This is a genomic window from Azospirillum sp. TSO22-1 (assembly GCF_003116015.1).
Classification (GTDB): domain Bacteria; phylum Pseudomonadota; class Alphaproteobacteria; order Azospirillales; family Azospirillaceae; genus Azospirillum.
The window spans coordinates 1-25,158 of sequence record NZ_LGQZ01000053.1; the positions used below are offsets into that span (position 1 = coordinate 1).

General features: G+C 69.8%; 19 protein-coding genes and 1 pseudogene. 12 read left to right on the top strand and 8 right to left on the bottom strand.

Annotated elements, in window-relative coordinates; genetic code table 11:
- Positions 1-213 (bottom strand): hypothetical protein (locus TSO221_RS35000; RefSeq protein ID WP_146208804.1); only part of this gene is annotated, 213 nt, incomplete at its 3' end.
- A gap of 559 nt (positions 214-772) precedes the next feature.
- On the opposite strand from TSO221_RS35000, the gene TSO221_RS35005 reads away from it, so the two are divergent.
- A complete protein-coding gene (locus tag TSO221_RS35005) occupies positions 773-952 on the top strand; it encodes a hypothetical protein (RefSeq protein WP_146208805.1) in 180 nt (59 codons plus the stop codon).
- Positions 953-1,139: 187 nt separating this feature from the next.
- Here TSO221_RS35005 and TSO221_RS14365 read toward each other — a convergent pair whose 3' ends face one another.
- The 3 genes and pseudogenes from TSO221_RS14365 to TSO221_RS14375 all read right to left on the bottom strand — a co-directional run bounded on the left by TSO221_RS14365 (position 1,140) and on the right by TSO221_RS14375 (position 4,593).
- Positions 1,140-1,724 carry a DUF882 domain-containing protein gene (locus TSO221_RS14365; RefSeq protein WP_109119194.1) on the bottom strand — a complete coding sequence of 195 codons (585 nt, stop codon included), beginning with the start codon at positions 1,722-1,724 and terminating at the stop codon, positions 1,140-1,142.
- Positions 1,725-1,804: 80 nt separating this feature from the next.
- Positions 1,805-1,915 (bottom strand): annotated as a pseudogene (locus TSO221_RS14370) (transposase); the annotation flags it as partial.
- 173 nt (positions 1,916-2,088) lie between these two features.
- A complete protein-coding gene (locus TSO221_RS14375; RefSeq protein ID WP_158284094.1) occupies positions 2,089-4,593 on the bottom strand; it encodes a response regulator in 2,505 nt (834 codons plus the stop codon).
- Positions 4,594-4,850: 257 nt separating this feature from the next.
- Here TSO221_RS14375 and TSO221_RS14380 point away from each other — a divergent pair, with 257 nt between their 5' ends.
- The 5 genes from TSO221_RS14380 to TSO221_RS14400 all read left to right on the top strand — a co-directional run bounded on the left by TSO221_RS14380 (position 4,851) and on the right by TSO221_RS14400 (position 12,407).
- Positions 4,851-8,780, top strand: a complete 3,930-nt coding sequence (locus TSO221_RS14380) for a response regulator (protein WP_109119196.1) — start codon at positions 4,851-4,853, stop codon at positions 8,778-8,780.
- A 35-nt stretch (positions 8,781-8,815) separates the two neighbouring features.
- Entirely contained in the window at positions 8,816-9,673 is an 858-nt protein-coding gene (locus tag TSO221_RS14385; RefSeq protein WP_109119197.1) for a protein-glutamate O-methyltransferase CheR, read from the top strand.
- Entirely contained in the window at positions 9,642-10,253 is a 612-nt protein-coding gene (locus TSO221_RS14390) for a chemotaxis protein CheB (RefSeq protein ID WP_109119198.1), read from the top strand. Before TSO221_RS14385 ends, TSO221_RS14390 begins: the two co-directional genes overlap by 32 nt.
- A 71-nt stretch (positions 10,254-10,324) precedes the next feature.
- Positions 10,325-11,410: a diguanylate cyclase gene (locus TSO221_RS14395; protein ID WP_158284095.1), complete on the top strand. Its 1,086-nt coding sequence runs from the start codon at positions 10,325-10,327 to the stop codon at positions 11,408-11,410.
- Positions 11,411-11,702: 292 nt separating this feature from the next.
- On the top strand, positions 11,703-12,407 hold the full coding sequence (locus TSO221_RS14400; protein WP_247878052.1) for a response regulator transcription factor: 705 nt from the start codon (positions 11,703-11,705) through the stop codon (positions 12,405-12,407).
- A 22-nt stretch (positions 12,408-12,429) separates the two neighbouring features.
- On the opposite strand, the gene TSO221_RS14405 is transcribed toward TSO221_RS14400, so the two are convergent.
- The gene (locus TSO221_RS14405) at positions 12,430-14,757 is read right to left on the bottom strand and encodes an ATP-binding protein (protein WP_109119200.1); all 2,328 of its coding nucleotides are present in this window, start codon (positions 14,755-14,757) and stop codon (positions 12,430-12,432) included.
- A gap of 138 nt (positions 14,758-14,895) precedes the next feature.
- Between TSO221_RS14405 and TSO221_RS14410 the strand changes: the two genes are divergently transcribed.
- Complete coding sequence (locus TSO221_RS14410; RefSeq protein WP_109119201.1) at positions 14,896-15,921, top strand: chemotaxis protein CheB; 1,026 nt, start codon at positions 14,896-14,898, stop codon at positions 15,919-15,921.
- Between the two features lie 99 nt (positions 15,922-16,020).
- Positions 16,021-17,052, top strand: coding sequence for a chemotaxis protein CheB (locus TSO221_RS14415; protein ID WP_109119202.1), 1,032 nt, complete (start codon positions 16,021-16,023; stop codon positions 17,050-17,052).
- A gap of 18 nt (positions 17,053-17,070) precedes the next feature.
- On the opposite strand, the gene TSO221_RS14420 is transcribed toward TSO221_RS14415, so the two are convergent.
- The 3 genes from TSO221_RS14420 to TSO221_RS14430 form a co-directional block, all read right to left on the bottom strand.
- Positions 17,071-17,544: a hypothetical protein gene (locus TSO221_RS14420; protein ID WP_109119203.1), complete on the bottom strand. Its 474-nt coding sequence runs from the start codon at positions 17,542-17,544 to the stop codon at positions 17,071-17,073.
- Between the two features lie 175 nt (positions 17,545-17,719).
- Complete coding sequence (locus tag TSO221_RS14425) at positions 17,720-19,993, bottom strand: CheR family methyltransferase (RefSeq protein WP_109119204.1); 2,274 nt, start codon at positions 19,991-19,993, stop codon at positions 17,720-17,722.
- 113 nt (positions 19,994-20,106) lie between these two features.
- Positions 20,107-21,021 carry a LysR family transcriptional regulator gene (locus TSO221_RS14430; protein WP_109119205.1) on the bottom strand — a complete coding sequence of 305 codons (915 nt, stop codon included), beginning with the start codon at positions 21,019-21,021 and terminating at the stop codon, positions 20,107-20,109.
- Between the two features lie 188 nt (positions 21,022-21,209).
- Between TSO221_RS14430 and TSO221_RS14435 the strand changes: the two genes are divergently transcribed.
- From TSO221_RS14435 to TSO221_RS14450, 4 genes are all read left to right on the top strand, one after another.
- Entirely contained in the window at positions 21,210-22,292 is a 1,083-nt protein-coding gene (locus tag TSO221_RS14435) for an extracellular solute-binding protein (RefSeq protein ID WP_109119206.1), read from the top strand.
- Positions 22,293-22,429: 137 nt separating this feature from the next.
- On the top strand, positions 22,430-23,491 hold the full coding sequence (locus TSO221_RS14440; protein WP_109119207.1) for an ABC transporter ATP-binding protein: 1,062 nt from the start codon (positions 22,430-22,432) through the stop codon (positions 23,489-23,491).
- Complete coding sequence (locus tag TSO221_RS14445; protein ID WP_109119208.1) at positions 23,488-24,342, top strand: ABC transporter permease; 855 nt, start codon at positions 23,488-23,490, stop codon at positions 24,340-24,342. Before TSO221_RS14440 ends, TSO221_RS14445 begins: the two co-directional genes overlap by 4 nt.
- Positions 24,342-25,139 (top strand): ABC transporter permease, encoded by a 798-nt coding sequence (locus TSO221_RS14450; protein WP_109119209.1) that lies wholly within the window; start codon positions 24,342-24,344, stop codon positions 25,137-25,139. Before TSO221_RS14445 ends, TSO221_RS14450 begins: the two co-directional genes overlap by 1 nt.
- The last annotated feature ends 19 nt before the right edge of the window (positions 25,140-25,158 follow it).

Below are 25,158 nucleotides of genomic sequence, written 5' to 3' on the forward strand. Positions count from 1 at the left end.
GCCGGCGTCGCGGTCCTCGGTCACCACGTGCGGCCCGCCGATGGTGACGAAGGTCTGGTTGACGGCGTCGTACACCGTGCCGCTGCCGTCGCCCCGGCGCAACACGTAGACGTCGTCGCCGCCGCCGGTGATGGTGTCGGCGCTGCCCAGGAACAGCTCATCGCGCGACGGCGCCACCGCCGGCTGAGGTGATGTGGTGGACGGCCCTTTCACCAAATGTCGGCGAAAAGCGTTGACCGTCGAAGAAACCTGTGTGGACGGCCCCTTCGGTGCAAGAGGGAAATTCGTTCTGACGACCGATCGGATGCATCCATGTGTCCGGCCTGTTGTCGCGGCTTGTGGCCGCTGGCCTTGATGAATTCCGCGGATCGACGCCCAAATCACCTCATCGCGCTCGACGGCGCTTGGTCCCCGTGGGTTTGATCGATCCCCGGCCGAGCCGGTTCGTCATCACATCTGACCACCCTCGCACATCCGCCCCGCCGAGCAATCGAGTCGGCGGCAGGGCAGACAACGGCTATTCGCCAGATCCACACCGATCGTCGTCAGCGCGCCCATGGCCGGCTCCTATGAGGTGGTTTCTTCGACGGCCAACGCTTTTCACCGACATTTGGTGAAAGGGCCGTCCACCACATCACCTCACTTTGCGCGGAGCCCTGCTTACGCACGCTCGTAGTTCTCCATGGCAAAGAGGTGCTCTCCTGAAGGATATGACCCCGGCACCAAGCGGGGGCGCGTCTGTTCCGTCCGAAACGTTCAGGGGAGCCGCACCATGCCGAACCGTTCGACAACGGAACGCATAACCGCCGTCACGAAGGCTCAGCTCCAGGCCGCGCAAGCTGCCAGCCGCGCCGTTCAGACACGCCAGCGCGCCGAAGCGCTGTTTCAGCAGGCGGAGCGCTTGCGCCGGATGTCCATGCCAACGGTAAAGGAGAGCCATCTGCGGCGGTAGCCCTGATGGGCCAGCCTTGCCTACCGCTGTGCGTGATGCTGCGGCTTATGCAGGTCGGGACGAAGGGACGGCCACACGATCGGACAAAGGGGCGCGACCTTCGCCATTCGCTTTGACGAACCGGCCCTCCTGTGATTGCAGGAGAACCAAGCCCTGTTCAGCATTGACACACGCATGGCACCGCCCGTCACCGGCCGGTCCAGTGCCGGGGCGCACCGGTGTCGAGGTGCACATAGCCGCTCTCCGGATAGTAGCCGATGCCGCCCTCGCCCAACTCCAGCGCGGCCCGATGCAGAGCGTGGGCCGCGCAGCCGGGAAGGCGGACGTCCACCGCACGGCCTTGCAGGTGGAGGCTCTGTGGTGACGCGCCCAGACCGGCTTCGGCCAGGCGGTGGTTGGTCGCGGGCGAGCGGTAGGCCGACAGCACGTCGAACGGCCGGCCGCGCTCCAGGCGGCACTGCAGGCGGAACAGCCGGTGCAGAAGGGATTCGTCGATGGCCCGGCATTGGTTGGTGTTGTGGTCGCGCAGGATCCAGGTGAGACGCGCCAGCGCCTCGGGCAGGGAGCACCCGTCCACGCAGTAGACGTCATCAAAGGCCTCACCGGTCGCCGTGTTGTGCAGGCGCAGGCGCCACTCGCGCGGCGGGCGCCAGCGCGCGGCCTCGGCAAGTTGTGGGATGGGAGCCAGCGGTGCTGCGAGGGACAGGCGGAGGAGGCACCGGCGGGACAGCGTGGCGCGTGCGTGATCGGTATTGAAAGCCCCTGCCGGCATGGCATCCGTATCCCTGTTCGCGTGGGCGGCGCGGACGCGCGTCGTTCAGCGTCCAACAACTGTGTTTGGCGAGATTCGTCTCGTTCCGCCGGCACGGCATCGACCATGTCTTCCAGCAGCTTGCTGTCGTGCCGGTTGGCCGGGGAGATCCTCACGGCCAGCGGGATGCCGTTGGCATCGACAAGGATGTGGGGTAAATCGGCGCGCACCTTCCGGCGCGCAGCGGCCGGGATATCAATGGGTTAGAGTGTCAATCGGCGCCGAAAGGGAGTGCCGATGCGCGAAGCGCACCCGCAAGAAACGGGTGATGCTTCAGGGATGCGGGGGCGTGCCGTACCCCGCCTGCGGCTACGGCGCGGGCTGATCAGGGAGCGTCGGCCGGCGTAGAGGAGCGGGCCCATCGCCCAATCGCGGCAAGCAGCGCCGCGTGCTCCACCGGTTTGGCGAGCAGATGGTTCATGCCGGCGCTGCGGCATGCCTCGATCACCTGGGAGTGGAGGTCCGCGGTGAACGCGACAACCGGCACCGCCCCCGTTTCACCCGGCAGGGCGCGGATGCGCCGGGTGGCTTCGATGCCGTCTATTCCCGGCATTTGAACGTCCATCAGGACAAGATCATAGATGCTCCGCTGAACGGCTTGCACCGCCTCCTGGCCGTTCCCGACCACATCGACGGTGTGCCCTTCCTTGCGCAGCAGCGTCACGACCAGGATCTGGTTCAATGGCGCGTCTTCGGCCAGCAGGATGCGGTGCTGCCCGGACGCCGCTCCCGGCGCGTGGGAGAGGCGCTCCGGCGCGCCGGTGCCGAGCAGCCCCTCGATCCGCGCCTTGAGTTCGTCGGGGGCGTAGGGCTTGGCAAGCAACTGGAGACCCTGTTCGAGGCCGTCTTCGGCGGTCACCGCGTGCGCTCCGAAACCGGACGTCAGCAGCACCTTCATCCCAGGCCGCAGCCGCGTGGCATGAAGCGCCAACTCGGCGCCGTTCATGCCGGGCGGCATGATGACGTCGGTGAACAGCAGATCGACGGGCTCGCCGCGCTGCAACACCGCCAGCGCCTCGTTGGCGTTGGCGGCCGGGATGGCCCGGTACCCGAAGGCCTCCAGAAGGGCGACGGCCCCGAACCGGACGAGCGGATCGTCATCGGTCACCAGGATGGTGCGCTGATGGGGCTTTCCGGGACTGGGGGCGGCGGCCCCGGCGACGGCGACGGCCCGCCGCGACCGCCGCTCCTCCGGCAGGTGGATGGTGACGGTCGTCCCGACGCCCGGCGCGCTGCTCAGGGCCAGGGTGCCGCCGTGCAGTTCGACCAGCTTGCGGGTCAGCGGAAGCCCTAGACCGGTGCCGTCATGCTGCCGGTTGGCCTGGTTGCCGATCTGGACGAAGGCTTCGAGGACGCGCGGCAGGTCCTCCTCCGCGATCCCGATGCCGGTGTCGGCGACCTCGATCACGGGGTGCTCACGCTCCACGGTCACGGTGATGGACACCCGGCCGCCCGACGGCGTGTACTTCACGGCGTTGGCCACCAGGTTCAGCAGGATCTGGCGGATGCGCTTTTCGTCGGCGTGGATGAAGCGGGCGTCGTCGGCCACGGACGCCACCAGTTCCACGCCCGCGCGCTCGGCCCGCGGCCCGAGCATGCGGGTGCTGAAGGTTACCGCCGCCGCCAGGTCGACGGTGTCCTCGTCGAGAGTCAACTGCCCGGCGTCCGCCTTGGCGTGGTCGAGGATCTCGTTGATGAGTTCCAGGAGGTGCTGGCCGCTGTCCCGGATATCGGTGCCGAAGTCCACGTACTGGCGGTTTCCGACCGGCCCGAGGGACTCCTTGGCGATCATGTCGGCGAAGCCGATGATGGCGGTCAGCGGCGTCCGGAGTTCGTGGCTCAGGCTTGCCAGGAAACGGCCCTTGGCCAGGTTCGCCGCTTCGGCCTGCTGGCGGGCGGCGACCAGTTCGGCGTTGGCGGCGACGAGTTCCTCCGTGCGTTCCGTCAGCCGTGCCAGCGCGCTTTCCGCAGCGGCCTTGGCCGCGGACAGCCGCTCCATCATCTCCTCCTGGCTGTGGACCCCGGCGAAGCTGCGGGTCGTCTGGAACGCACGGACGACGCCGTAGCTCAGCAGAAAGAAGCCGCCGGCGAAGATGGCGTGGGCGATCCACCACAGATGGTTCCAGGGCCTTGCGATCACGAAGGCGGCCGAGGACTGAACGAAGCAGCAGAGCGCCAGCGCGTAGACCTGCATCAGCGGGGAGCGGATGCGGCGCGCCAGCAGGACCAGCACCCCCAGAACGCCCAGACCCAGCGCGCCGTACTCCATGGTGAGGCGCACCATCGGGTGCGAGGCGATGGGCGACAGCGCCACCGCCGCGACGGCCACGTCCAGCGCCAGCAGCCCGGCGATCCACGGCCACCACGCGGCGGCCCGGTTCCGGTTCTCCGGCGGATGGGGCGGCCGTCCGTAAACGAGCAGGCCGACGAACAGGAACGCGCTCATGACCACGCGCGAGGCCGGCCCGTACAGCAGGAACAGGAACATGTTCGCATGCGCCGTGCGCGTCAGGATGCCGTGCGGCGCGTAGACGATGGCGAAGCCGAGGAAGGCCAGGGTCAGCCAGCGCAGGAACGGCTCGCCGGAACTCTCGTAGCAGCGCCACGTCACGAAGGCGACGAAGCCCGACAGCACGATGGAGAGGCCGATGGCGACCTCGTGAAAGCCGTGGCTGGCGAAGAGCAGCGCCGGGTCCTGATAGAGGTCGAGGTACGCGATGACCGCTGTCGGCAGCAGGGCGAACAGCGCGGTCAGGCCCCATCCGTACAGCTTGGTCAGCAAGCGCACCCCGTCGGCCGGATGCCCGTCAACCGCGCTACCCTGTTTCACGAGTTCCTGGCTCCGGCGATGTGCGCACCCGGTCGCCATGTTCAGGACGGCTCCCTTCGTTGGCAAGGATGCAGATCAATTCGAACGCCGATACCGGAGGCACGCGGACCGCCAGATCCATGGCGTTGCCCTCAGGCGCGCCCCGTGCCCTGTTTCCCTTACCAATCCTTAATGCCTGTGCGACGATTGTGGCCTTTCGGTGTGTTCGGAGGGTCTCGCTTCCGGACCGCTTGGCGAGGGCTGCGCGGGGGCGGTGGATGCGGATCGGGGTGCGTATCCTGGGGGGCTTCGTGGCGGCCCTGGGGCTCGTGGTGCTGGCGGGTGGGGTTGGCCTGTTCTCAATGGCCGCGGTGGATTCCATCGTCAGCCGGATCACCGGCCAGATCTTCCCGAAGATCACCGCCGTCGTCCAGGTGGAGGAGCGGGCACTCGAAGCCGGGCTGCAGGCCCAGCGCTTCCTCAACAAGCGCGACGAGGCGAGCAAGGCCGAGATGATGAAGGCGCTCGAGCGGCTCTACGGCGCGCTCGACGGCTTCATCGAGATCGCCCGGCAGGTCAATGACACGCACACCCTCGACATTGCCCAGCGCGCCCGCCGCGACGCGCAGGCCTTCGCCGACGTCAGCAAGCGCAGCCTGGCGGCCATCGACGACAACGCCAAGGCCGACGCCCGGCTGCGCCAGCAGGGCATCGCCGTGCTCAATCAGGCCACCGGTTTCGCCATCGCCGCCGAGCGCACCGAGGACAAGGCGACCGACCGCGGCGACATGGGCGAAATCTTCGCGGGAGCCGAGGTCCACAAGATCGCCACGCGGATCGAGCGGCAGGCCTTCGAGATGCGAATCTCGGAGAAGAACCACCTCCTCTACGGACTCGCCGAGGATTATGAGGCGGTCAAGATCAAGGGGGCGGATCTGCTGGCGCTGCTGCGCGAGGCGGAACAGCGCCGCCCGCCGGCGGAACTCGCCGAGCGTCTGGCGGCGCTGCGGTCGGTGACGCAGGACTACCTGCGTCTGGTCACCACGTGGCTGCAGAACGAGGAGATCCTGAAGGACGGCCTGCGCGAACTGGACACCGCCATCCAGGCCATCGTCCGCACCGTCAACGAGGCCCGGGAAACCGCCTGGAGCCGGGCCTCGGAAACCAGCGCCGACGCGGTGCGGACATCGACGTGGTCGCAGCGCGTCACCGTCGTCGTCGCGGTGCTCGCCGCCGGTCTGCTGACGCTGCTCACCATCCTGGTGTCGCGCAGCATCGCGCCGCACATCGTCCGCCTGACCGCGGCGATGAACGGCCTCGCCGCCGGCAACCAGACCGTCGAGATCCCCTGTATGGAGCGCCGTGACGAGATCGGCGACATGGCGCGCGCGGCGGACGTGTTCAAACGCCTGGCGCTGCGCACCGACGCGCAGCACCGCCTGAAGACGGCCGTCGCCGAGCTCGCCAGCGCCCTGCAGCAGACCGAGACGCACCGCGACTTCGCCCAGACGCTGATCCAGGGGCTGGTCCCGCTGCTCAACGGCGGGCACGGCGTCTTCTACATCTGGGACCGCGAGGCGGAACGGCTCTCCCTTCTCGGCACCTACGGCTACAAGCAGCGCAAGTCGCTGAGCAACAGCTTCACCCTCGGTGAGGCGCTGGTCGGGCAATGCGCGCTGGAGCGCAAGCCGATCGTCCTCACCGACGTGCCGGACGATTACGTGCGCATCGGCTCCGGCCTCGGCGAGGCGCCGCCGCGGCGCATCGTCGCCGCGCCGATGTGCTTCAAGGACACCCTGCTGGGCGTCGTCGAGATCGCCTCCTTCCAGGAATTCACCGAGTTCCAGCAGTCCCTGCTCGACGAACTGCTGCCGGTGGCCGCGCTGGTCCTGGAGAACCTCGACCGCACGCTGAAGACCCAGGCGCTGCTCGGCGAGACGCAGCGCCAGGCGATGGCGCTGCGGGAATCCGAGGAGGCGCTGACGGCGCAGCAGGCCGAACTGAAGACCACCAACGAGGAGCTGCGCCTGAAGTCGCAGGACCTTGCCGACCAGGCCGAGGAACTCAAGGCCTCGGAGGAGGAGCTGAGGTCCCAGCGCGAGGAACTCCAGGCCATCAACGAGGAGCTGACGGAAAAGACCGCCGCACTCGAAGAACAGCAGCTCGCGCTGGAGACGGCGCGCGCCGAGGCCGAGGGCAAGGCGCAGGAACTGAGCCGCGCCAGCCAGTACAAGTCCGAGTTCCTGGCCAACATGAGCCACGAGCTGCGCACGCCGCTCAACAGCATGCTCATCCTGTCCAAGATGCTGGCCGACAACGACGAGGGCAACCTCAACGGCGAGCAGATCGAGTCGGCGAAGATCGTGCACGAGAGCGGCAGCCACCTGCTGCGTCTGATCAACGACATCCTCGACCTGTCGAAGGTCGAGGCCGGCAAGATGGACATCCGCCTGGAAGACGTCGCGGTCCGTGCCGTGGCCGGCACGCTCGCCCGGCAGTTCGGGCACGTGGCGGAGGCCAAGGGCCTCGGGCTGCAGGTCGAGGTGTCCCCGGACCTGCCGGAGATGGTGCGCACCGACGGCGGTAAGCTCGACCAGATCATCACCAACATGGTCGGCAACGCCCTGAAGTTCTCCGAGCAGGGGCGTGTCCACATCCGCTTCGGCCGCGTCCAGGAGCCCGACGGCCGCCCGCCGATGCTGTCCGTGGCCGTCGCCGACACCGGGATCGGCATCCCGGCGGACAAGCTCGGCCGCGTCTTCGGCGCCTTCGAGCAGGCGGACGGCACCACCAGCCGCCGGTACGGCGGCACGGGCCTGGGGCTGTCGATCTCCCAGAAGCTCGCCAAGCTGCTCGGCGGCGAGATCGTCGTGCACAGCGAACCGGGCCAGGGCAGCACCTTCACGCTGCGGATTCCGCTCACCGCGGCCGACGCGGCCGAGGCGGCCGGCACGGCGCCCCCTGCCGGTGCGCCGGCGGTCGTGCGGGCCCTCGACGCGGTGGCCGAGGGTCAGCCCGACGGCAACCAGAGCCTCATCCTCGTCATCGAGGACGACCCGGTGTTCACCAGGGTGCTCGTCGATTTCGCGGCGAAGCGGGGCTTCCGCACGGTTGCGGCGGCGGATGGCGAGACCGGCCTGCGGCTCGCCGCGGAACACCGGCCCAGCGGCATCATCCTCGACGTCGGGCTGCCGGACATGGACGGCTGGGCGGTGATCGACCGGCTGAAGGACGACGCGCAGCTCTGCCGTATCCCGGTGCACTTCATCTCGGCGTCGGGCGAGCAGGAGAAGGGGCTGCTCAAGGGAGCCGCCAGCTTCCTCACCAAGCCGGTGTCGAAGGAGCAACTCGAAACCCTGCTCGACCGGCTGGCGCTGCCCCGGGGGGGCACGAGCAAGGGCAAGCGTGTGCTCGTCGTCGATTCCGAACCCGACGGCTGGCGGAGCGCGGCCGACCTGCTCAGGAACGAGGCGGTGGACGTCATCGGCGCCGCGTCCGGCGAGGAGGCGCTGGCGATCCTCGGTCGCACGCCGGTGGACGGCATCGTCCTCGACCTGGACCTGCCGGACACCGACGGGGCGACCCTGCTGGAACGGGCCAGGGCGGCCGCCACGCCGCTGCCGGCGATCATCGTCCATTCCCGGCGCCCGCTGTCGAAGGACGAAAGCCTGCGGTTGCGGGAATACACCGACAGCATCATCGTCCAGGGCGGCCGCTCGCAGGAGCGGCTCCTCGACGAGGTGAAGCTGTTCCTGCACAGCGTCAAGGTGAAGTTGCCGGAGGAGGAGCGCCACGCCATGGCGCTCGCCGGAACGGGAACCGAGGACGTGTTCCGCGGCCGCGCCGTGCTGGTGGTGGACGACGACATGCGCAACGCCTTCGCCCTGTCCAGGGTGCTGCGCGCCCGCGGGCTGAAGGTGCTGATCGCGCAGGACGGCCAGAAGGCGCTCGACCAGTTGGAGGCCAACCCGCAGGTGGACATCGTGCTGATGGACATCATGATGCCCGGCATGGACGGCTACGAGACCACGCGGGCCATCCGGAAGCAGCGTCCGTTCGCCCAGCTGCCGATCCTGGCGCTTACCGCCAAGGCGATGAAGGGCGACCGCGAACTGTGTCTGGAGGCCGGCGCCAACGACTACCTGTCGAAACCGATCGACACCGAGCGCCTGCTGTCGATGATGCGGGTCTGGCTGGGCGCCCACTGACGGCCGGCATGGAGCGGGAATGAGGTGAGCCGGTCATGAAGACCGCGGACATCGAAGCCATCGAGGTCGAGTTGTTCGTCGACGCCCTGCGCCGGCGTCACGGCTACGATTTCGGCGACTACGCGCGGGCGTCGCTCAAGCGGCGGATTGCCGGCATCGTCGCCGAACTCGGCTGCCGGCGGATCTCCGACGCCATTCCGCTGATCCTGCACGACGAGGACATCCTGCCGCGGGTCCTCGGCATGCTGTCGGTGCCGGTCTCCGAGATGTTCCGCGACCCGCAGGTGTTCCTCGGCCTGCGCACCCACGTGGTGCCGCTGCTGCAGTCGTACGACCAGATCAACATCTGGCAGGCGGGCTGCGCCTACGGCGAGGAGGTCTACTCGCTGGCCATCCTGCTGGAGGAGGAGGGCCTGTACGACCGCGTCCAGATCTACGCGACGGACATCAACGATCAGGCCCTGGCGCGCGCCGAGGAGGGCGTGTTCCCGCTCAAGGGTATACGCAGCTTCGCCGACAACTACCTGAAATCCGGCGGGCGGCGCTCGCTGACGGAGTACGTCCATGCCCGCTACGGCTTCGCCGCGATCGACGACCGGCTGAAGCGCAACATCTCGTTCGCGCATCACAACCTGACGGCGGACGGCGTCTTCTGCGAGGTGAACCTGCTGCTCTGCCGCAACGTGCTCATCTACTTCAACCGGACCCTGCAGAACCGGGTGCTGCACCTGTTCCACGACAGCCTGGCGCGCAACGGCGTTCTGTGCCTCGGCCGCAAGGAGACGCTGGCGTTCTCGGACCTCGCCGGCCGCTACCAGCCGCTTGACGCCGCCCAGAGGATTTACCGAAAGGTCCCGGCGCTTGACGACGCCATCGTCCCCACCGTGCGTTGATGCGGTCGTCGTCGGCTGTTCGGCCGGCGGGCTCGCGGCGCTGCGGGAGATCCTGTACGGCCTGCCGGCGGACTTCCCGGTGCCGGTGATCGTGGTGGCCCATCACGCCGCCGACGGCGACCGCCTCATGGCCGAGATTCTGGACCGCGACAGCCCGCTGCACGTGCTGGGGGCGGAGGAGAAGGAGAAGGCCGTTGCCGGCCGCGTCTATCTCGCACCGGGCGGCTATCACCTGCTCGTCGAGGCCGACGGGACCTTCGCGCTGTCGGTCGACCCCAAGGTCTGCAACTGCCGCCCGGCCATCGACGTGCTGTTCGAGAGCGCCGCCGACGCCTACGGCGAGCGTCTGGTCGGCGTGCTGCTGACCGGTGCCAACCATGATGGCAGCCGGGGCCTGCTGGCGATCCGCAGGGCCGGCGGCCGGACCGTCGTGCAGGACCCGGCGACCGCGGCGGTCGCCACCATGCCGCAGGCGGCCATCGACGCCGATGCCGCCCAGCACGTGCTGCCTCTCCATGGCATCGCCTTGTTTCTGCGAACCGCTGCCGACGGACAGGCCGGACTGGCGCAAATTGATTAAAAGACGTATTGTTCCGGAAGTGTCATACGCCATAATGCAGAGTGGCGAAGTGCGAAGCGATGGGGTTGCCGATGGGTGACGGAAACGGGGTGTGCCAGATCGCGCTGTGCTCGGTCCCGTGCGATCGGGCGATCCTGCAGTTGGGACCGACCGACGGCAGCGGCATCCCCAGGGAACGGCCGAAGATCCTCATTGTCGACGACACGCCCGCCAACCTCGTCGTGCTCAGGCGCCTCCTGGCCAGGGTGGATGCCGAGGTGATCGCCACCTCGTCGGGCAACGAGGCGCTGGCGCTGACGCTCGACCACGACTTCGCCCTGTTCCTTCTCGACGTGCAGATGCCGGAAATGGACGGCTACGAGCTGGCCGAACTGCTGACCGGGGAGGAGAGGACGAAAAGCGTTCCCATCATCTTCCTGACCGCCGCCTACAAGGACGAACGCCACCGCCTGCGCGCCTACGGCACCGGGGCCGTCGACTACATCGAGAAGCCGATCAACGACCAGGTGCTGCTGGCCAAGGTCGGAATCTTCCTTGAGCTGTTCAACAACAAGGAAGCCCTGCAATGGGTGCTGGCGGAGCTGGCGCAGAAGAACGTCGATCTCAGCGTCGAGATCGCGCGGCGCCAGCAGCTTGAGGACGACCTGCGACGGCTGGCGACCACCGACGCGCTGACCAACGTGCCGAACCGCCGGCATTTCATGGAGGTCGCGGAGACGGAATGCCGGCGTTCCCACCGCTACGGCCATCCGCTGTCGCTGATCCTCTTCGACATCGACCATTTCAAGCAGATCAACGACACCCATGGCCATGCCGCAGGCGATCAGGTTCTGTCGCGACTCTCCGACACCTGCGTGACGGCGTTGCGCGACCAGGACGTCATCGGCCGGCTTGGCGGCGAGGAGTTCGCCGTCCTGCTGCCGGAGACCGACGGCGTGGCGGCTGCGGCGGTTGCCGAGCGGCTGCGGAACGCTGTGGAACAGGCATCGCCGGTCTGGTCCAACGGTGAGCTCGCTGTGACCATCAGCGCCGGGGTGGCTGCGTGGGGGCCGGATGACGAAGGCATTGAAACGGTTCTGCACCGGGCCGACGAAGCGCTCTACGAAGCGAAGCGGCAGGGCCGGAACCGCGTGGCCGCAGGTCGGTACGCCGCCTGAAGGATGAGCGCCGCGTGCCGTTGCCCCCTGGTCACCGGCTTACAAAAATCGGGCGCGCCGATGGCGCGCCCGTCAGGTCCGTATGCCCTCGGGATGCGAATGGGGTTTCGTCCCTTCGCCCCACCATTCCAACGGCCCGGCGTCCGGATGGAACCGCGAACCGGATGCCATACCGCCTTGGACATGCATCGGGGGCCGGCGCGGCGTGCCGATTGCCCATTTCGGCTGTTTCCTTTTCACCCCCGGGGGATGCGTCTGCACCTTGACGACGGGGATGAGAGGGAGACGGGCCATGAACCATGCTGTCGGCAACGCGCGGATGCCGGTTGAAAGCGCTGCCGCCAAGACCCCGGTCACGGCCGGGGCGCCGCGCGTCCTCGTCGTGGACGACCATGCGCTGATGCGCCGCGGCTTGGCGCTGGTGATCACGCTGCGCTTTCCCGGCGCGACCGTGATCGAGGCCGGATCGCTGGCCGAGGCGGTGCGCTTGGCGCAGGAGGAGAGCGACCTCTCCGCGGTGCTCTTCGATTTGCAGATGGGCGATACCGAGGGGCTGCCCGGGGTCGAGGCGATGCTGCACGTGCTCGACGGCGTGCCGCTGGTGGTGATTTCCGGCACGCTCGACGCCAGTCTGATCGCCGCCTGCATCCGGGCCGGGGCGCGTGGGTTCCTGCCCAAGGGCAGCGAGGCCGAGGCGCTGGACCACGCGCTGCCGGTCGTGCTGAGCGGCGGCATCTACGCCCCGCTGCCGCGCGGGGCGACAGTCTCACCTTCGATGCCGCCGCCGACGCCCGGGATCCTCGACGGTCTTACCGCGCGTCAGCGCGAGATCCTGGTGCTGCTGCTGGAGGGCCGCTCCAACAAGGAGATCGCCCGCTCGCTCGGCATCCTCGAAGGCACCATCAAGGTGCATCTGCGCAGCGTCATGCAGCGCTTGGGCGTGCACAACCGGACGCAGCTGGCGCTCCTGGTCTCCAGGGCGGGGCCGCCGTCCTGAGCGGCGCGATTCCCGCTGTCGCTCAGGCGTGCAGCACCTCGCTCAGCGCCTGGACCAGTTCGAAGGGCTGGACCGGCTTGTGGAGCAGGCGGCAGCCGAGCGAGATGGCCTCGCGCAGGCGTTCGGGGGCGGTGTCGCCGGTGATGATCACGCCCGGCACGTCCCAGCGCTGCCGCACCAGTTCCACGACCGTGCGGCCGGTGGCCCCGCCGGGCAGACGGTAGTCGGTCAGCACCGCGTGCGGCCGGCTGCGCAGGCGGGGCAGGCGGGCGGCCAGCTCCTCCGTCGAGGACACCGCCACGACGCGCACGCCCCAGGACTTCAGCATCATCGCAAGGCCGCGGCGCACGCGTTCGTCGTCCTCCACCAGCAGCACGGAGCGGCCCTTCAGCCGCGCCGCCGCACCTTCGTCCACGTCGTCCAGCGACGGCGCGGCGAGGCGCACCGGCTTCGGCGCGCGGGCGCGCGGAACGGCGACGGCGAAGACCGAGCCGCGCCCGACCTGCGAGCGCACGCTCACCTCCAGGCCGAGCAGGCGGGCGATGCGGGCGACGATGGACAGGCCGAGGCCGAAGCCGTGCGTCGGGTTGCGCTCGGGGTTCTTGAGTTGGCGGAACTCCTCGAAGATGGTGCCCTGCGCCTCCGGCGGGATGCCCTGGCCGTTGTCCCAGACCTGGAACTCGACCGCCGCCTTCCGCCGCCGCACCCCGAACAGCACCCGCCCGCGTCCTGCGGTGCCGCCGTGGGTGATGGCGTTGGCGATCAGGTTGCGCAGCACGCGTTCCAGCAGCTGCGGGTCGGTGGCGACCGCCAGCGAGGAGACGACGCAGCGCAGGTCCACCCCGGCGGCGCCGGACATCCCGCTGAACTCCGCGGCGAGGCGGCGCATCAGCTCGTCCGGCGCGAAATCGGTGACCGAGACGCCCACCGCCCCCGCCTCCAGCCGGGACAGGTCGAGCAGGCCGCTCAGCATGCCGTTCAGGCTCTCGATGGAGGCCGTCAGCAGGGCCAGCGCCTCGGCGGCCGCCGGGGCGGGGCCGATGGAGGCGCGCAGCACGTAGGCGTAGAGCGCGGCGGCCTGGATCGGCTGGCGCAGGTCGTGGCTGGCGGCGGCGAGGAAGCGGGTCTTGGCGCGGCTGGCCGCCTCCGCCGCATCCTTGGCGCGGCGCATCTCCTGCTCGGCGGCCGTGCGTTCGGTGACGTCCCAGACCAGGCCGGCGATGCGCGGCTTGCCGGTCAGCGGGTCGGGGGTCACGGTGGCGCGCTCCTCCAGCCACGCGGTGCGGCCGTCGCGCGGGCGCCGGATGCGGAACTCGCAGTGCCAGCTCTCGCCGGCGGCGGCGGCGTTCTCGACCAGAGCGCGGTAGCGGGGGAGGTCGTCGGGGTGCACCAGCCGGAAGTCCCGCACGGCGTCCCGGAAATTGTCGCCGGGATGCAGCCCGAAGACCTCCGTGGCGGTGCCCGAGGCGGTGACGAGGCCGGTCTGCGGGTCCCAGGTCCAGGCGGCCATCCCGCCGGCGCTCAGGGCCTCGCGCAGCATGCGCTCGCTGTCCTGCAGCGCGCGCTCGGCGCGCTTGCGCTCGGTGACGTCCTGGAAGACGATGGCGACGCGCCGCTCGTGCGGGGCGCCGACCTTGAAGACGTAGAAGTCGAACCAGGCGCCCAGCGGTGCGGCGAACCGCTCCATCCGCGCCGGTTCGCCGGTCACCGCGACCCGGCCGAACACCTCGTACCAGTGGTGTTCGAAGCGCGGGTCGATCTCGCGCAGGCGGCGGCCGGTGTAGTTCTGCCCGGTCATCCGCACGGCGGCGGGGTTGGCCTCCAGGTACAGGATGTCGGTCGGCCGGTTGCCGATGACGATCACCTCGGCGAGGAGGAAACCCTCGTCCATCACCTCGAACAGGGTGCGGTAGCGCGCCTCGCTCTCGGCGAGCTGGGCGGTGCGCTCATCGACGCGCTGCTCCAGCGTGGCGTTGGCGCGCTCCAGCTCCTCGATGAGCATCTGCAGCTCCTCGTAGGAGGCCTGGAGCTCCTCGGAGAGCTGGAATTCGTTGTGCCGCTTGGCGATCCGCCGCCAGTCGGCGCGGCCGAGCGCGTCCCGCAGCGTCTCGCGCTCCGTCTCGACCTCGGCGAGGCGGTGGTGCAGGCCGGCGATGGTGTGGCGCTGCTCGGCCAGTTCCCGGTCGAGCGCGATGCGGTCCTCGGCGAGGAGGCGGGCCTCCTCCTGCGCGTCCTCGGCCGCGACCAGCGCCTGCTCCAGGCTCTGGTCCAGTTCGGCGACGCGCCGCTCCAGCGCCGCCCGGCCGGCGGTGGTGTCGTCGCGATCCTGGGCTGGCGCCGCGTCCGCCACGTTTCCTCCATCCGCACGCTGTAACACACACCATCGCACACGCGAGTTCAACAAAGCAGCCCGGGATTCGTCCTAGGTCGAAAGCCGCAAATCCAAGTGGCCACTATCGCTTGCGGCGCGCCGGGTGTTTAATGCGCCATGGACACGCGCGGCATCCTGGTGATCGGTGCTTCGGCCGGCGGTGTCGCCGCTTTGCAGCGGCTGTTCGCCGCGATGCCCCGGGAGTCGGTGCCGACGGTGTTCGTGGTGCAGCACGTCACGCCGAGTGGCCGCAGCGTGCTGCCGCAGTTGCTGACGCGCGCCGGCTGGCTGCCCGCCTTCCACCCGACGGACGGCGAACCGGTGCGCCCGGGCTGGATCCACGTGGCGCCACCCGACCACCACCTGCTGGTCAAGAATGGCAGGACGCTGGTGCGCCGCGGCGCCCGGGAGAACCGCACCCGGCCGGCCATCGACCCGCTGTTCCGCTCCGCCGCGGTGGCCTACGGGCCGCGGGTGGTCGGCGTGGTGCTGACCGGCACGCTGGACGACGGCGCCGCCGGGCTGCGGGCGGTGAAGCGCTGCGGCGGCGTGACCGTGGTGCAGGATCCGGACGACGCGGAATGGCCGGACATGCCGCGCAACGCGCTGGCGCACGTGGCGGTGGACCACTGCGCACCGCTCGACGCGTTGCCGGCGTTGCTCGCCCGGCTGGCCGCCGAACCGGCCGGGCCGGTGGTGCCCATTCCGCCCGACGTGGCGCTGGAGGCCTGTATCCCGGAGAAGGAGTTCGACATCGTGCCGAACGACACCGATGCGCTGGGGCCGCCGAGCACGCTGACCTGTCCGGAGTGCGGCGGCAGCCTGTCGGAGATCCACGACGGGCCGCTGCTGCGTTTCCGCTGCAAGGTCGGCCACGCCTTCAGCCCCGACACGCTGGCGGAGGCGCACCGCGAGGCGGTGGAGCGCGCGCTGTGGGTGGCGCTGCGCACCCACGAGGACCGTGTCGCCCTGTTCCAGCGCATGGCCGACAAGGCGCGCGAGCGCGGCCATACCCGCGTGGCGAAGGACTGGACGGCTTCCGCCGCCGAGGCGCGGCGGAGCGTGGCGCTGCTGCGCGACGTGCTCGAGCGGCAGGCGGGAACGCTCGGCAGTCCGGACGGGCTGAACCGCGTGGCGGGGTGACCCCGGCGGAGTGACCCCAACGGAGTGACCCCAGCGGAGTGACCCCAGCGGAGTGACCCCAGCGGAGTGACAAGGCGGCGTCCCGGCTGTTGATGCGCCATGGACTGCCATGCGATCATCGTGGTCGGCGCGTCGGCCGGCGGGCTGGAGGCGCTGGAGGCGCTGATCGGCGGCTTGCCGCGCGACCTGCCGGCGGTGGTCTGCGTCGTGCTGCACATCGGCAGCCGGCACAGCGAGGCACCGAAGATCCTCGCCAAGGCTGGCGTGCTGCCGGTCGCGCATCCCGCCGACGGCGAGGCGATCCGTTGCGGCCGTATCTACGTGGCGCCGCCGGACCACCATCTGCTGGTCGAGCCCGGTCGTCTGCGCCTGTCGCGCGGCCCGCGCGAGAACGGGACGCGGCCGGCGGCCGATCCGCTGTTCCGCTCGGCCGCCGAGGCCTACGGGTCGCGGGTGATCGGTGTGGTGCTGTCGGGCAATCTCAACGACGGCACCGCCGGCTGCAGCGCCGTCAAGCGCCGGGGCGGCACCACCGTGGTGCAGGACCCGGCCGACGCCAGCTTTCCCGGCATGCCGCGGAGCGCGCTGTGCAACGTCGCCATCGACCACCGCGCGCGGGCGTTCGATATGGGGCCGCTGCTCGCCCGGCTGGTGCATGCGCTATCCCCCCGGTCCACCCCTGCGCCGGTCCCCCGGAGGGCGGGACGGCCCCACGCTGCCAAGGAGGACGCCAGCATGGAGGGAGACTACGAGCTGAATCCCCCGGTGTCGCTGACCTGCCCGGAATGCGGCGGCTCATTGCGCGAGAGCACGATGGACTCGATGCCCTACTTCACCTGCCACATCGGCCACCGCTACGGTGCCGACAGCATGGACGAGGCGCAGTTCCAGATGATGGAGCAGGCCTTCGAGGCCGCGGTGCGCACGCTGAACGAGCGCGCGGCGCTGTGCCTGCGCCTTGCCGAGGCGGCGCGGGCCAACGGGCGGGCGCTGTCCGCCCTGCGCTGGGACGAGGCCGGCGGCGAGGCGCGGGAGCGCGCCCAGACGCTGGTGCAGTTCCTCACCAACGACTGGATCCGGCCGTCGCCCAACGCCGAGGAGGACGAGGAGCCGGGCCGGGCGGCGGGGTAGGATGCCGCCGGCCGGCGGTCAGCGTGCTCCACCTCGCTCCGCAAGCGTTTCGTAGCGTCGGACGGTTTCCCGTATCTCCTCCAGCACCTGACGCTGCTCGGCGACCGCCGCACGGACATATTCCGCCTCGGCACGCGCCTGTTCGGCGTGCAGCCGCGCTTTCTCCGCGAACCGGCGGGCGTCCTCACGGAGCACCCGCGCCCGCTCTTCCGCTTGCCGCGCGCCTTCCTCTGCGCGCCGGGCTTCCTCCGCCTCTCCTCGCAGAGCCTCGCCGGTGATCCGCCCCTCCTCGGCGACGATGCGGGTGCCTTCGGCCGCCTCGTGGCGTTCGTAGGCGTCCGCCCGCTTCCGTTCGGCGAGGTCGCGCTGCCGTTCCGCGTCCGCGCGGGACTCTTCCGCATTATTGCGCCGCTTCTCGCTGCGCCGCCGCCAGTCCTCCGCGTCGTCGCGGAGCTGCTCGGTCGTACTCGTCGGGAGACGCATCTCGTTCATGGGGCTTGCCTTCCAAAAAGCGGCGGGAGTTGTTCAAGGTCGCTTCGGCGCTCCGCAACCGCGCGCATGAAGGCCAGGAGCCGCCGCCGGCGCTCCAGCATCCCATGAATCTCGGCCAGGCCCCCGTCAAGTCGCGTCCAACGCTCCATGCCTCTTCAACAGGGCGCGGACGCGTTCAACTCGCCGCCACCGCCGTGCCGTCGCCGGCACTCAGCTGCTGGCGTTCCGTGGTGTCGTGGACCATGGCGACGAGGATCGGCGGGCGTTCGCCGTCGAAATGCTGGAGACAGACCTCCACCGGGTAGGGGCCGCGGTGGCGGCTTTCCAGCACGGTCTCGAACACCACCTCCTGCTTCTCGCCGGACAGCAGCGGCGCCACCAGGGCGCGGAAGCGCTCGGCGTCCACGTCGGGCATCAGCTCGTGCACCGCCATCTGCCGCAGCGTGTCCAGCGGGTAGCCCAGCTTGGTCTCCGCGCCGCGGTTGACGAGCTGGAAGTGGAAGCTGTCGGGGTCGAGGAAATAGACCTCGTTCAGCGACTGGCCGATGACGCGGCCGAGATAGCCGGCGAACGCCTCGGCGCGGGCCTGCTCGGTCAGGTCCTCGATGATGAGGATGACGCCGCGCGTCTCCTTGGCCTCGTAGAGCAGCGGCGACAGCCGCACCCGGCAGGTCACCGACCGGCCGCGGCGGTCGATGGCGTCGAGGACGACCGGCGGCTGCGCCGAGTCGCGGTCGAGGATGCGCTCCAGCGGCAGCCGCAGCCGCTGCACCGGCAGGCCGATGTCCAGTTCGAGGAAGGGGCTGCCCAGCACCTCCTCGCTGCGCAGGCCCCACATGTTCTCGCACCAGCGGTTCCAGGAGCGCACGCGCTGCGTCTCGTCCAGCACGATGATGCCGACGTCCATGCTGCGCAGGATCGATTCCGAATAGCGTCGGTACTCGCCGGATTCCTCGCCCTGCCGGCGCAGCTCCTCGTTGGCGACCTCCAGCTCCTCGTTGGCGGAGCGCAGCTCCTCGTTCATGGTCTCCAGCTCCTCGTTGGTGGACTGGAGTTCCTCGTTGGTGGTCTCGAGCTCCTCGTTGGTGCTCTGGAGCTCCTCGTTGGTGGTCTCCAGCTCCTCGTTGGAGGACTGCAGCTCCTCGACGGTGGTCTCCAGGCTCTCCTGCGCCGCCTCCAGCTCCTGCTGCAGGAGGTGGGTGCGCGTGGTGTCGGTGAAGCCCAGCAGCGTGGCGAACGGCTTGCCGTCGCGCCCGTACAGCAGCGATACCTCGATGGTCAGCCGGATCGGCTCGGCCGGCGGGCGGAGGAATTCCTGGTGCTCGATGCGCACCAGGCGGCCGGTCTTCTGCACCTCCTCGATGCGCGAGCGCAGCTCGGCCGGGCGGTAGGAGACGGCGAGATCCTGGAAGGGCCGGCCGAGGTCCACCTCGGCGACGTCGAGCAGCCGGCGGGCCATGGCGTTGGCGAAGACCAGCTGCCCCTCGCCGCTCACCGCCAGGTAGGCGGTGGTGGTGCTGTCGACGATGCCCTCCAGCAGCCGCGCCTGGAAGTTGGAGCGATGGTTCTGCGCGTCGGGCGCCATGGTCAGGCTGCCGCCCAGGCTGCGCCGGTACTCCTGCGGGACCTTGCGGAAGATGCGGCTCTTCAGGTCGACCGGCTCGAACATCTTGGAGCGGGCGAGCTGCGTCTCCGCCTTGCCGAGGAACAGGACGCCGTCGCCGGCCAGCGCGTAGTGCAGCCGCGGCAGCACCACGTTCTGCGTCTCGCTCTCCAGGTAGATCAGCAGGTTGCGGCAGACCAGCAGGTCGATGCGCGAGATCGGCGCGTCGCTCACCACGTTGTGGCGGCCGAAGATCACGCATTTGCGCAGCTCGCGCTGGAAGACGTAGTGGTTGTTGGTGCGCTCGAAATACTTCTCCAGCAGCGGCGTCGGCACGCTCTCGACGTCGCGCGGGGTGTAGATGGCGTGCCGGGCGGTGTTCAGCGCCGCGTCGTCGAGGTCGGTGGCGTAGATCTTCACCCGGTTGCAGAAGGCCTCGGTCCCCAGCGCCTCGGCGAACAGCATGGCCAGCGAGTACGGCTCCTCGCCGGACGCGCAGCCGGCGCTCCAGATGCGGATCGGGCCGCGGTCGCCTTTGCGGGCCAGCAGGTGGGGCGCCACCTCCTTCCGCAGCACGTCCCAGGCCTCGGCGTCGCGGAAGAAGGAGGTGACGTTGATCAGCACGGTGTTCAGCAGCGCCACGAACTCCTGCGGATCGGCCTCCAGGATGCCATGGTAGGTGGTGAACTCCTCGCAGCCGACCTCCTCCATGCGGCGGCGGATGCGCCGCTGCAGGCTGGTGCGCTTGTAGCCGCGGAAGTCGAGGCCGCGGCTTTCCTGGATGTAATGGATCAGCGCCTCGAACTCGGGGTTCGCGGCTTCCTTCCTGGACGGCTCTTTGGACATGCGCACGCCGATGACTGGTGGAGACGCCATCATACGAGCGTGGTACCGGCAACCTCAACCGGTGTGAGGGCGTCGGCGCCGCATGCCCCCTATTTCGCGGGTGGCGGCGCGACTCACGGCGCTGGCCGCCCCAGCTCCTCCTTCGCCAGGGTGATGAACAGCTCCACCGCCGGGCTGCGGGTGCGGTCGGCGTGGACGGCGACCTGGAACGGCGCCTGGTAGGACAGCTGCCGCGGCAGCAGCGCGCGCAGCCGGCCAGCCTGCACGAAGGGCGCCGCGTAGTGGTCGGGCAGGTAGCCGAGGTAACGGCCGGACAGGATCAGCCGCACCGCCCCCTCCATGTCGCTGACCGTGGCGTGCGGCGCGCTGATGGCGAAGATCTTCAGGTCGCGCGAGCCCCAGTAGCTGCGCGCCACCAGCCAGTGCCGGCGCACCTCGTCCAGGTCGATGGCCGCGTCGGACAGCGCGAACAGCGGATGCCCCCGGCCGGCGTAGAAGTGGTTCGTCTCCTGGTACAGGTCCTGGTACGACAGGCCGGGCACGATGCGCGGGAAGCTGGCGATGGCGAGGTGCAGCTGGCCGGCGATGACGTCGCGCAGCAGCTCGTTGGGCGGGCGGGTGTTGATGGTCAGCGACACCTCGGGTGCGGCGTCGGAGAAGCGGGCGAAGACCCGCTCCAGCGGCGCCTGCGGGTCGCTCAGCGTGTTGTCCACCAGCCCGATGCTCAGCGTTCCGGTCATCCGGTCGCGCAGGCCGCGCACCCGCGCGCCGAACCGCTCCAGCGTGTCGAACACCCGGCGCAGCTCGTCGTACACCGCCTGCCCCTCGGCGGTGAGCTGGAAGCCGGAGCGGCCGCGCCGGCACAGCCTCACGCCCAGCCGCCCCTCCAGCTCGGTAAAATGGGTGGAGATGGTGGACAGCGAGAGATTCAGTTCGCCCTGCGCCGCAGTAAAGCCACCGGCCTCGACGATGGTCATGAACATGCGCAGCAGGCGGAGATCGACGGTTTCCAGGTGGATCCGGCTCATGCTCCCGCACCTCCTTCCGCGGACGCGGGCCCCCGGCGGGGCCGATCATAGGCCTTACTTCGACAGGCGTCGAAGCAAAATACCGAATTTCGGGATTTTTGTGCGCGCCAAAGCGTCCTCTAATTCACGGGTGGGCATACGGTTTGCGCGACGAACCATGCCGGCCAACCGGGAAAGGGAGAAGAGCGATGAGGATCAGCGGAGGGGTGGGGCGGCGCGCGGTGTTGGCGGGGGCGGGCGCCCTGGCGGCGGCGGTCGGCTTCCCCGGCATCGTCCGGGCCCAGTCGAAGTCGCTGAAGGTCGGCGTGTACGGCGGCTACTTCAAGGATTCCTTCGACAAGCACGTCTTCCCTGAGTTCACCAAGGCGACGGGCATCGCCGTCGAGTCGGTGGCCGAGCCGACCGGCGAGGCGTGGCTGGTGCAGCTGGAGCAGGCGGCGCGCGCCCGGCAGGCGCCGGCCGACGTCTCGATGATGTCGCAGGTGGCGATCCTCAAGGGCATGGCGGCCGACCTGTGGGCGCCCTTCGATCTGGCGAAGCTGCCGAACGCCGCGAAGGTGAAGCCGCACCTGATCAACAAGTACCCGGACGGCCGCGTGGCCGGCGTCGGCGCGGTGTCCTGGTACATCACGCTGGTCACCAACACCAAGGCCTACCCGCAGGCGCCCGCGAGCTGGGCGGCGCTGTGGGATCCCGCCAACAAGGACAAGCTGGGCCTGCTGGCGCTGGTCAGCAACTCGTTCCTGCTGGAGGTGACGGCGGCGACCTTCTTCGGCGGCACCAAGCACCTGGACACCGAGCAGGGCCAGCTCGACTGCTTCAAGAAGCTGGCCGAGCTGAAGAGCAACGTGAAGCTCTGGTACCGCGACGAGGCGCAGTTCGAGGCGGCGCTGAAGTCCGGCGAGATCCCGATGGGCCAGTACTACCACGACGTCACCGGCCTCGCCGCGGCGGACGGCCACCCGGTGCGCTCGACCTTCCCCAAGGAGGGCGGCATCACCGATTCCGGCAGCTGGGCGGTGACCAAGGCATCCAAGGCGGGCGACCTCGCGCACGTCTTCGTCGATTACATGTGCCAGCCGTCGATCCAGGCGCTGCTGTCGCGCAAGGTCGGCACCGCGCCGACCATCGACCGCGCCGCCACCGACCTGACCGACAAGGAGTTCGCGTCGGTGTCGTCCGACCTGGCGCCGATCATTCCGCGCTACGACCTCTACCAGAGCAAGTCGGACTGGCTGAACCAGAAGTGGACCGAGATGATCGTGGGGTGACGTGCTGAGCCCTCCCCCGCCTCCGGCGGGGGAGGGGTGGGTGGGGGCAACGGCTTTCCCGAAAGGCCGCTGCCCCCTCCTAACCTCCCCCGCCGGAGGCGGGGGAGGGACGACATGAACCTCTTCGAGCACCGCCCATGTCCGCCCTCGTCCTCGACGGCCTCACCAAGCGTTACGGCTCCTTCGTCGCCGTGCACGGCGCGTCGCTGCGCATCCCGCACGGCCGCTTCGTCTGCCTGCTCGGCCCCTCCGGCTGCGGCAAGACCACGCTGCTGCGCATGATCGCCGGGCTGGAGGAGCCGTCCGGCGGCCGGTTGTCGATCGACGACCGCGACATCACCGACACCCCCGCCCACAAGCGGGAGTTCGGCATGGTGTTCCAGTCGCTGGCCCTGTTCCCGCACCTGACGGCGGGGGAGAACATCGCCTACCCGCTGCGCATCCGCGGCGCCTCCTCGGCCGAGCAGCGCCGCCGCGCCGGGGAACTGCTGGAGCTGGTCCGCCTGCCCGGCGCCGCCGACCGGCCGGTGTCCAAGCTGTCGGGCGGGCAGCGCCAGCGCGTCGCCATCGCCCGCGCCCTGGCGCTGGAGCCGAAGCTGTTCCTGCTCGACGAGCCGCTGTCGGCGCTCGACGCCAAGCTGCGCGAGGCCATGCAGATCGAGCTGAAGCAGCTGCAGCGCCGCCTCGGCGTCACCACCATCGTGGTCACCCACGACCAGCGCGAGGCGATGACCATGGCCGACATGGTCGTCGTCATGTCGCAGGGCCGCATCCATCAGGCCGCCCCGCCCATGGAGGTGTACCGCCGGCCGGCCGACGCCTTCGTCGCCGACTTCATCGGCCTGACCAACCTGCTGGACGGCGCGGTGGCCGCGCCCGGCGTGGTGGCGGTGCCCGGCGGCACGCTGGCGCTGCCCGACCTGCCGCCGCAGGGGCGGGTGCTGCTGTCGATCCGGCCGGAGGACGTGCTGCTGCGCCCCACCGGCGAGGCGGGGCCGAACCGCCTGCACGGCACGCTGTCCTTCGTGCGCGACCTGGGTGCCAGCGTCGAGTTCCGCGTCGATGTGGCGGGCACCGAGATCATCGCGCTGGCCCGCCCGCAGGACCGTCCCGCAGTCGAACCGGGCGGTGCGGTGACGGTCGAGCTGCCGGCGTCGGCCTGCGTCGTGCTGCCGCCCGGCGGGGAGCGCCCGTCATGATCCGCCGCGCCCCGCGCAGCTTGGCCGAGCACGCGCCGATCCTGTTCCCGGCGCTGATGCTGATCGTCTTCTTCGTCATCCCGTTCAGCCTGATGATCGCCGTCAGCGTGGCGCGCCGCGTGCCCGGCGGCTTCTACGAGCCGGACTTCGTCTTCGCCAACTACGAGCGGTTCCTGACGGCGTTCTTCGGCGGCGTGCTGGCCTTCTCGCTGGAGCTGGCGGGGCTGGTCGCGGTGCTGGCGGTGGGCGTCGCCTTCCCCTTCACCTACCGGCTGGCGCGGCTGCCGCGCGCGGCGCAGGTGCGCTGGCTGGTGTTCCTGCTGTCGATCCTGTCGCTGTCCGAGGTGATCATCGGCTTCGCGTGGTCGACGCTGCTGTCGCGCACCGCCGGCATCACCAACCTGTTCGTGGCGCTGGGCCTGATGGCCGAGGCGCAGTCGCTCACCCCCAGCTTCGGCGCGCTGCTGGCCGGCATGGTCTATCAGGCGTTCCCCTACACGGTGCTGGTGCTGTACCCGGCGCTGGCGCGCCTCGACCCCTCGCTGGTCGAGGCGGCGCGCACGCTGGGCTCCTCCCCGGTCCGGGCGTTCTTCACCGTGGTGGTGCCGGCGCTGCGCAGCACCATCGTCGCCACGCTCATCATGGCGTTCGTGTTCGCGCTGGGCTCCTACCTGCTGCCGCAGCTGTTGGGCCGGCCGCAGCACTGGACGCTGTCGGTGCTGATCACCGATCAGGCGATCTATCAGTCCAACATGCCCTTCGCCGCGGCGATGGCGGTGTTCCTGGTGCTGGTCAGCCTCGCCCTGGTGGCGCTCGCCCTGCTCGCCGGCCGGCGGAAGGAGGAGGCGTGATGGCGCGCAAACTCAATGCGTTCATCGCCGGGCTGATCGCCCTGCTGCTGTCGGCGCCGATCCTGGTGGTGGCGGGCGTGTCGGTGAACGCCAAGCGCTCGCTCGACTTCCCGCCCAAGGGCTTCTCGCTGGCGTGGTACGCCGAGGTGTTCACCGATCCCGGCTGGCGCGGTGCGCTGGTCGCCAGCCTCGTGGTGGCAGTGCTGTCGGCGGCGCTGGCGGTGGCCATCGCCTTCCCGCTGGCGTGGTTCCTGTGGCGCTGGCGGGCGCCGTGGGCGCGCGCCTTCGAGATGCTGGGCATGACGCCCTTCATCCTGCCGCCGGTCATTACGGCGCTGGGCTTCCTCAGCTTCTGGACAACCTTCGACCAGTACGGCGCGCCGTGGACGGTGGTGGTCAGCCATGCGGTGTTCTTCGTCACGCTGCCGCTGGTCACGCTGTCCATGGGCTTCGCCGCGGTGGACCGCAGCTACGTCGAGGCGGCGTCCACCATGGGCGCCGACGACCGCACGGTGCTGCGCACCGTGGTGATGCCGCTGGTGCGGCCCTACGTGATCTCCGGCTTCGCGTTCGCGTTCGTGCTGTCGCTGAACGAGTACATCGTTGCCTACATGGTGGTCGGCTTCACGCTGGAGACACTGCCGATCAAGATCTTCAACGCGCTGCGCTACGGCTACACCCCGACCATGGCGGCGGTGACCGTTCTGTTCGTCCTGCTGACCGGGCTGGTGTTCGGGCTGATCGCCCGCTTCGGCGACCTGCCGCGCCTGCTCGGCGCCTGGGCCCGGCACGACTGATTTTTGCAAAGAGAGAGTT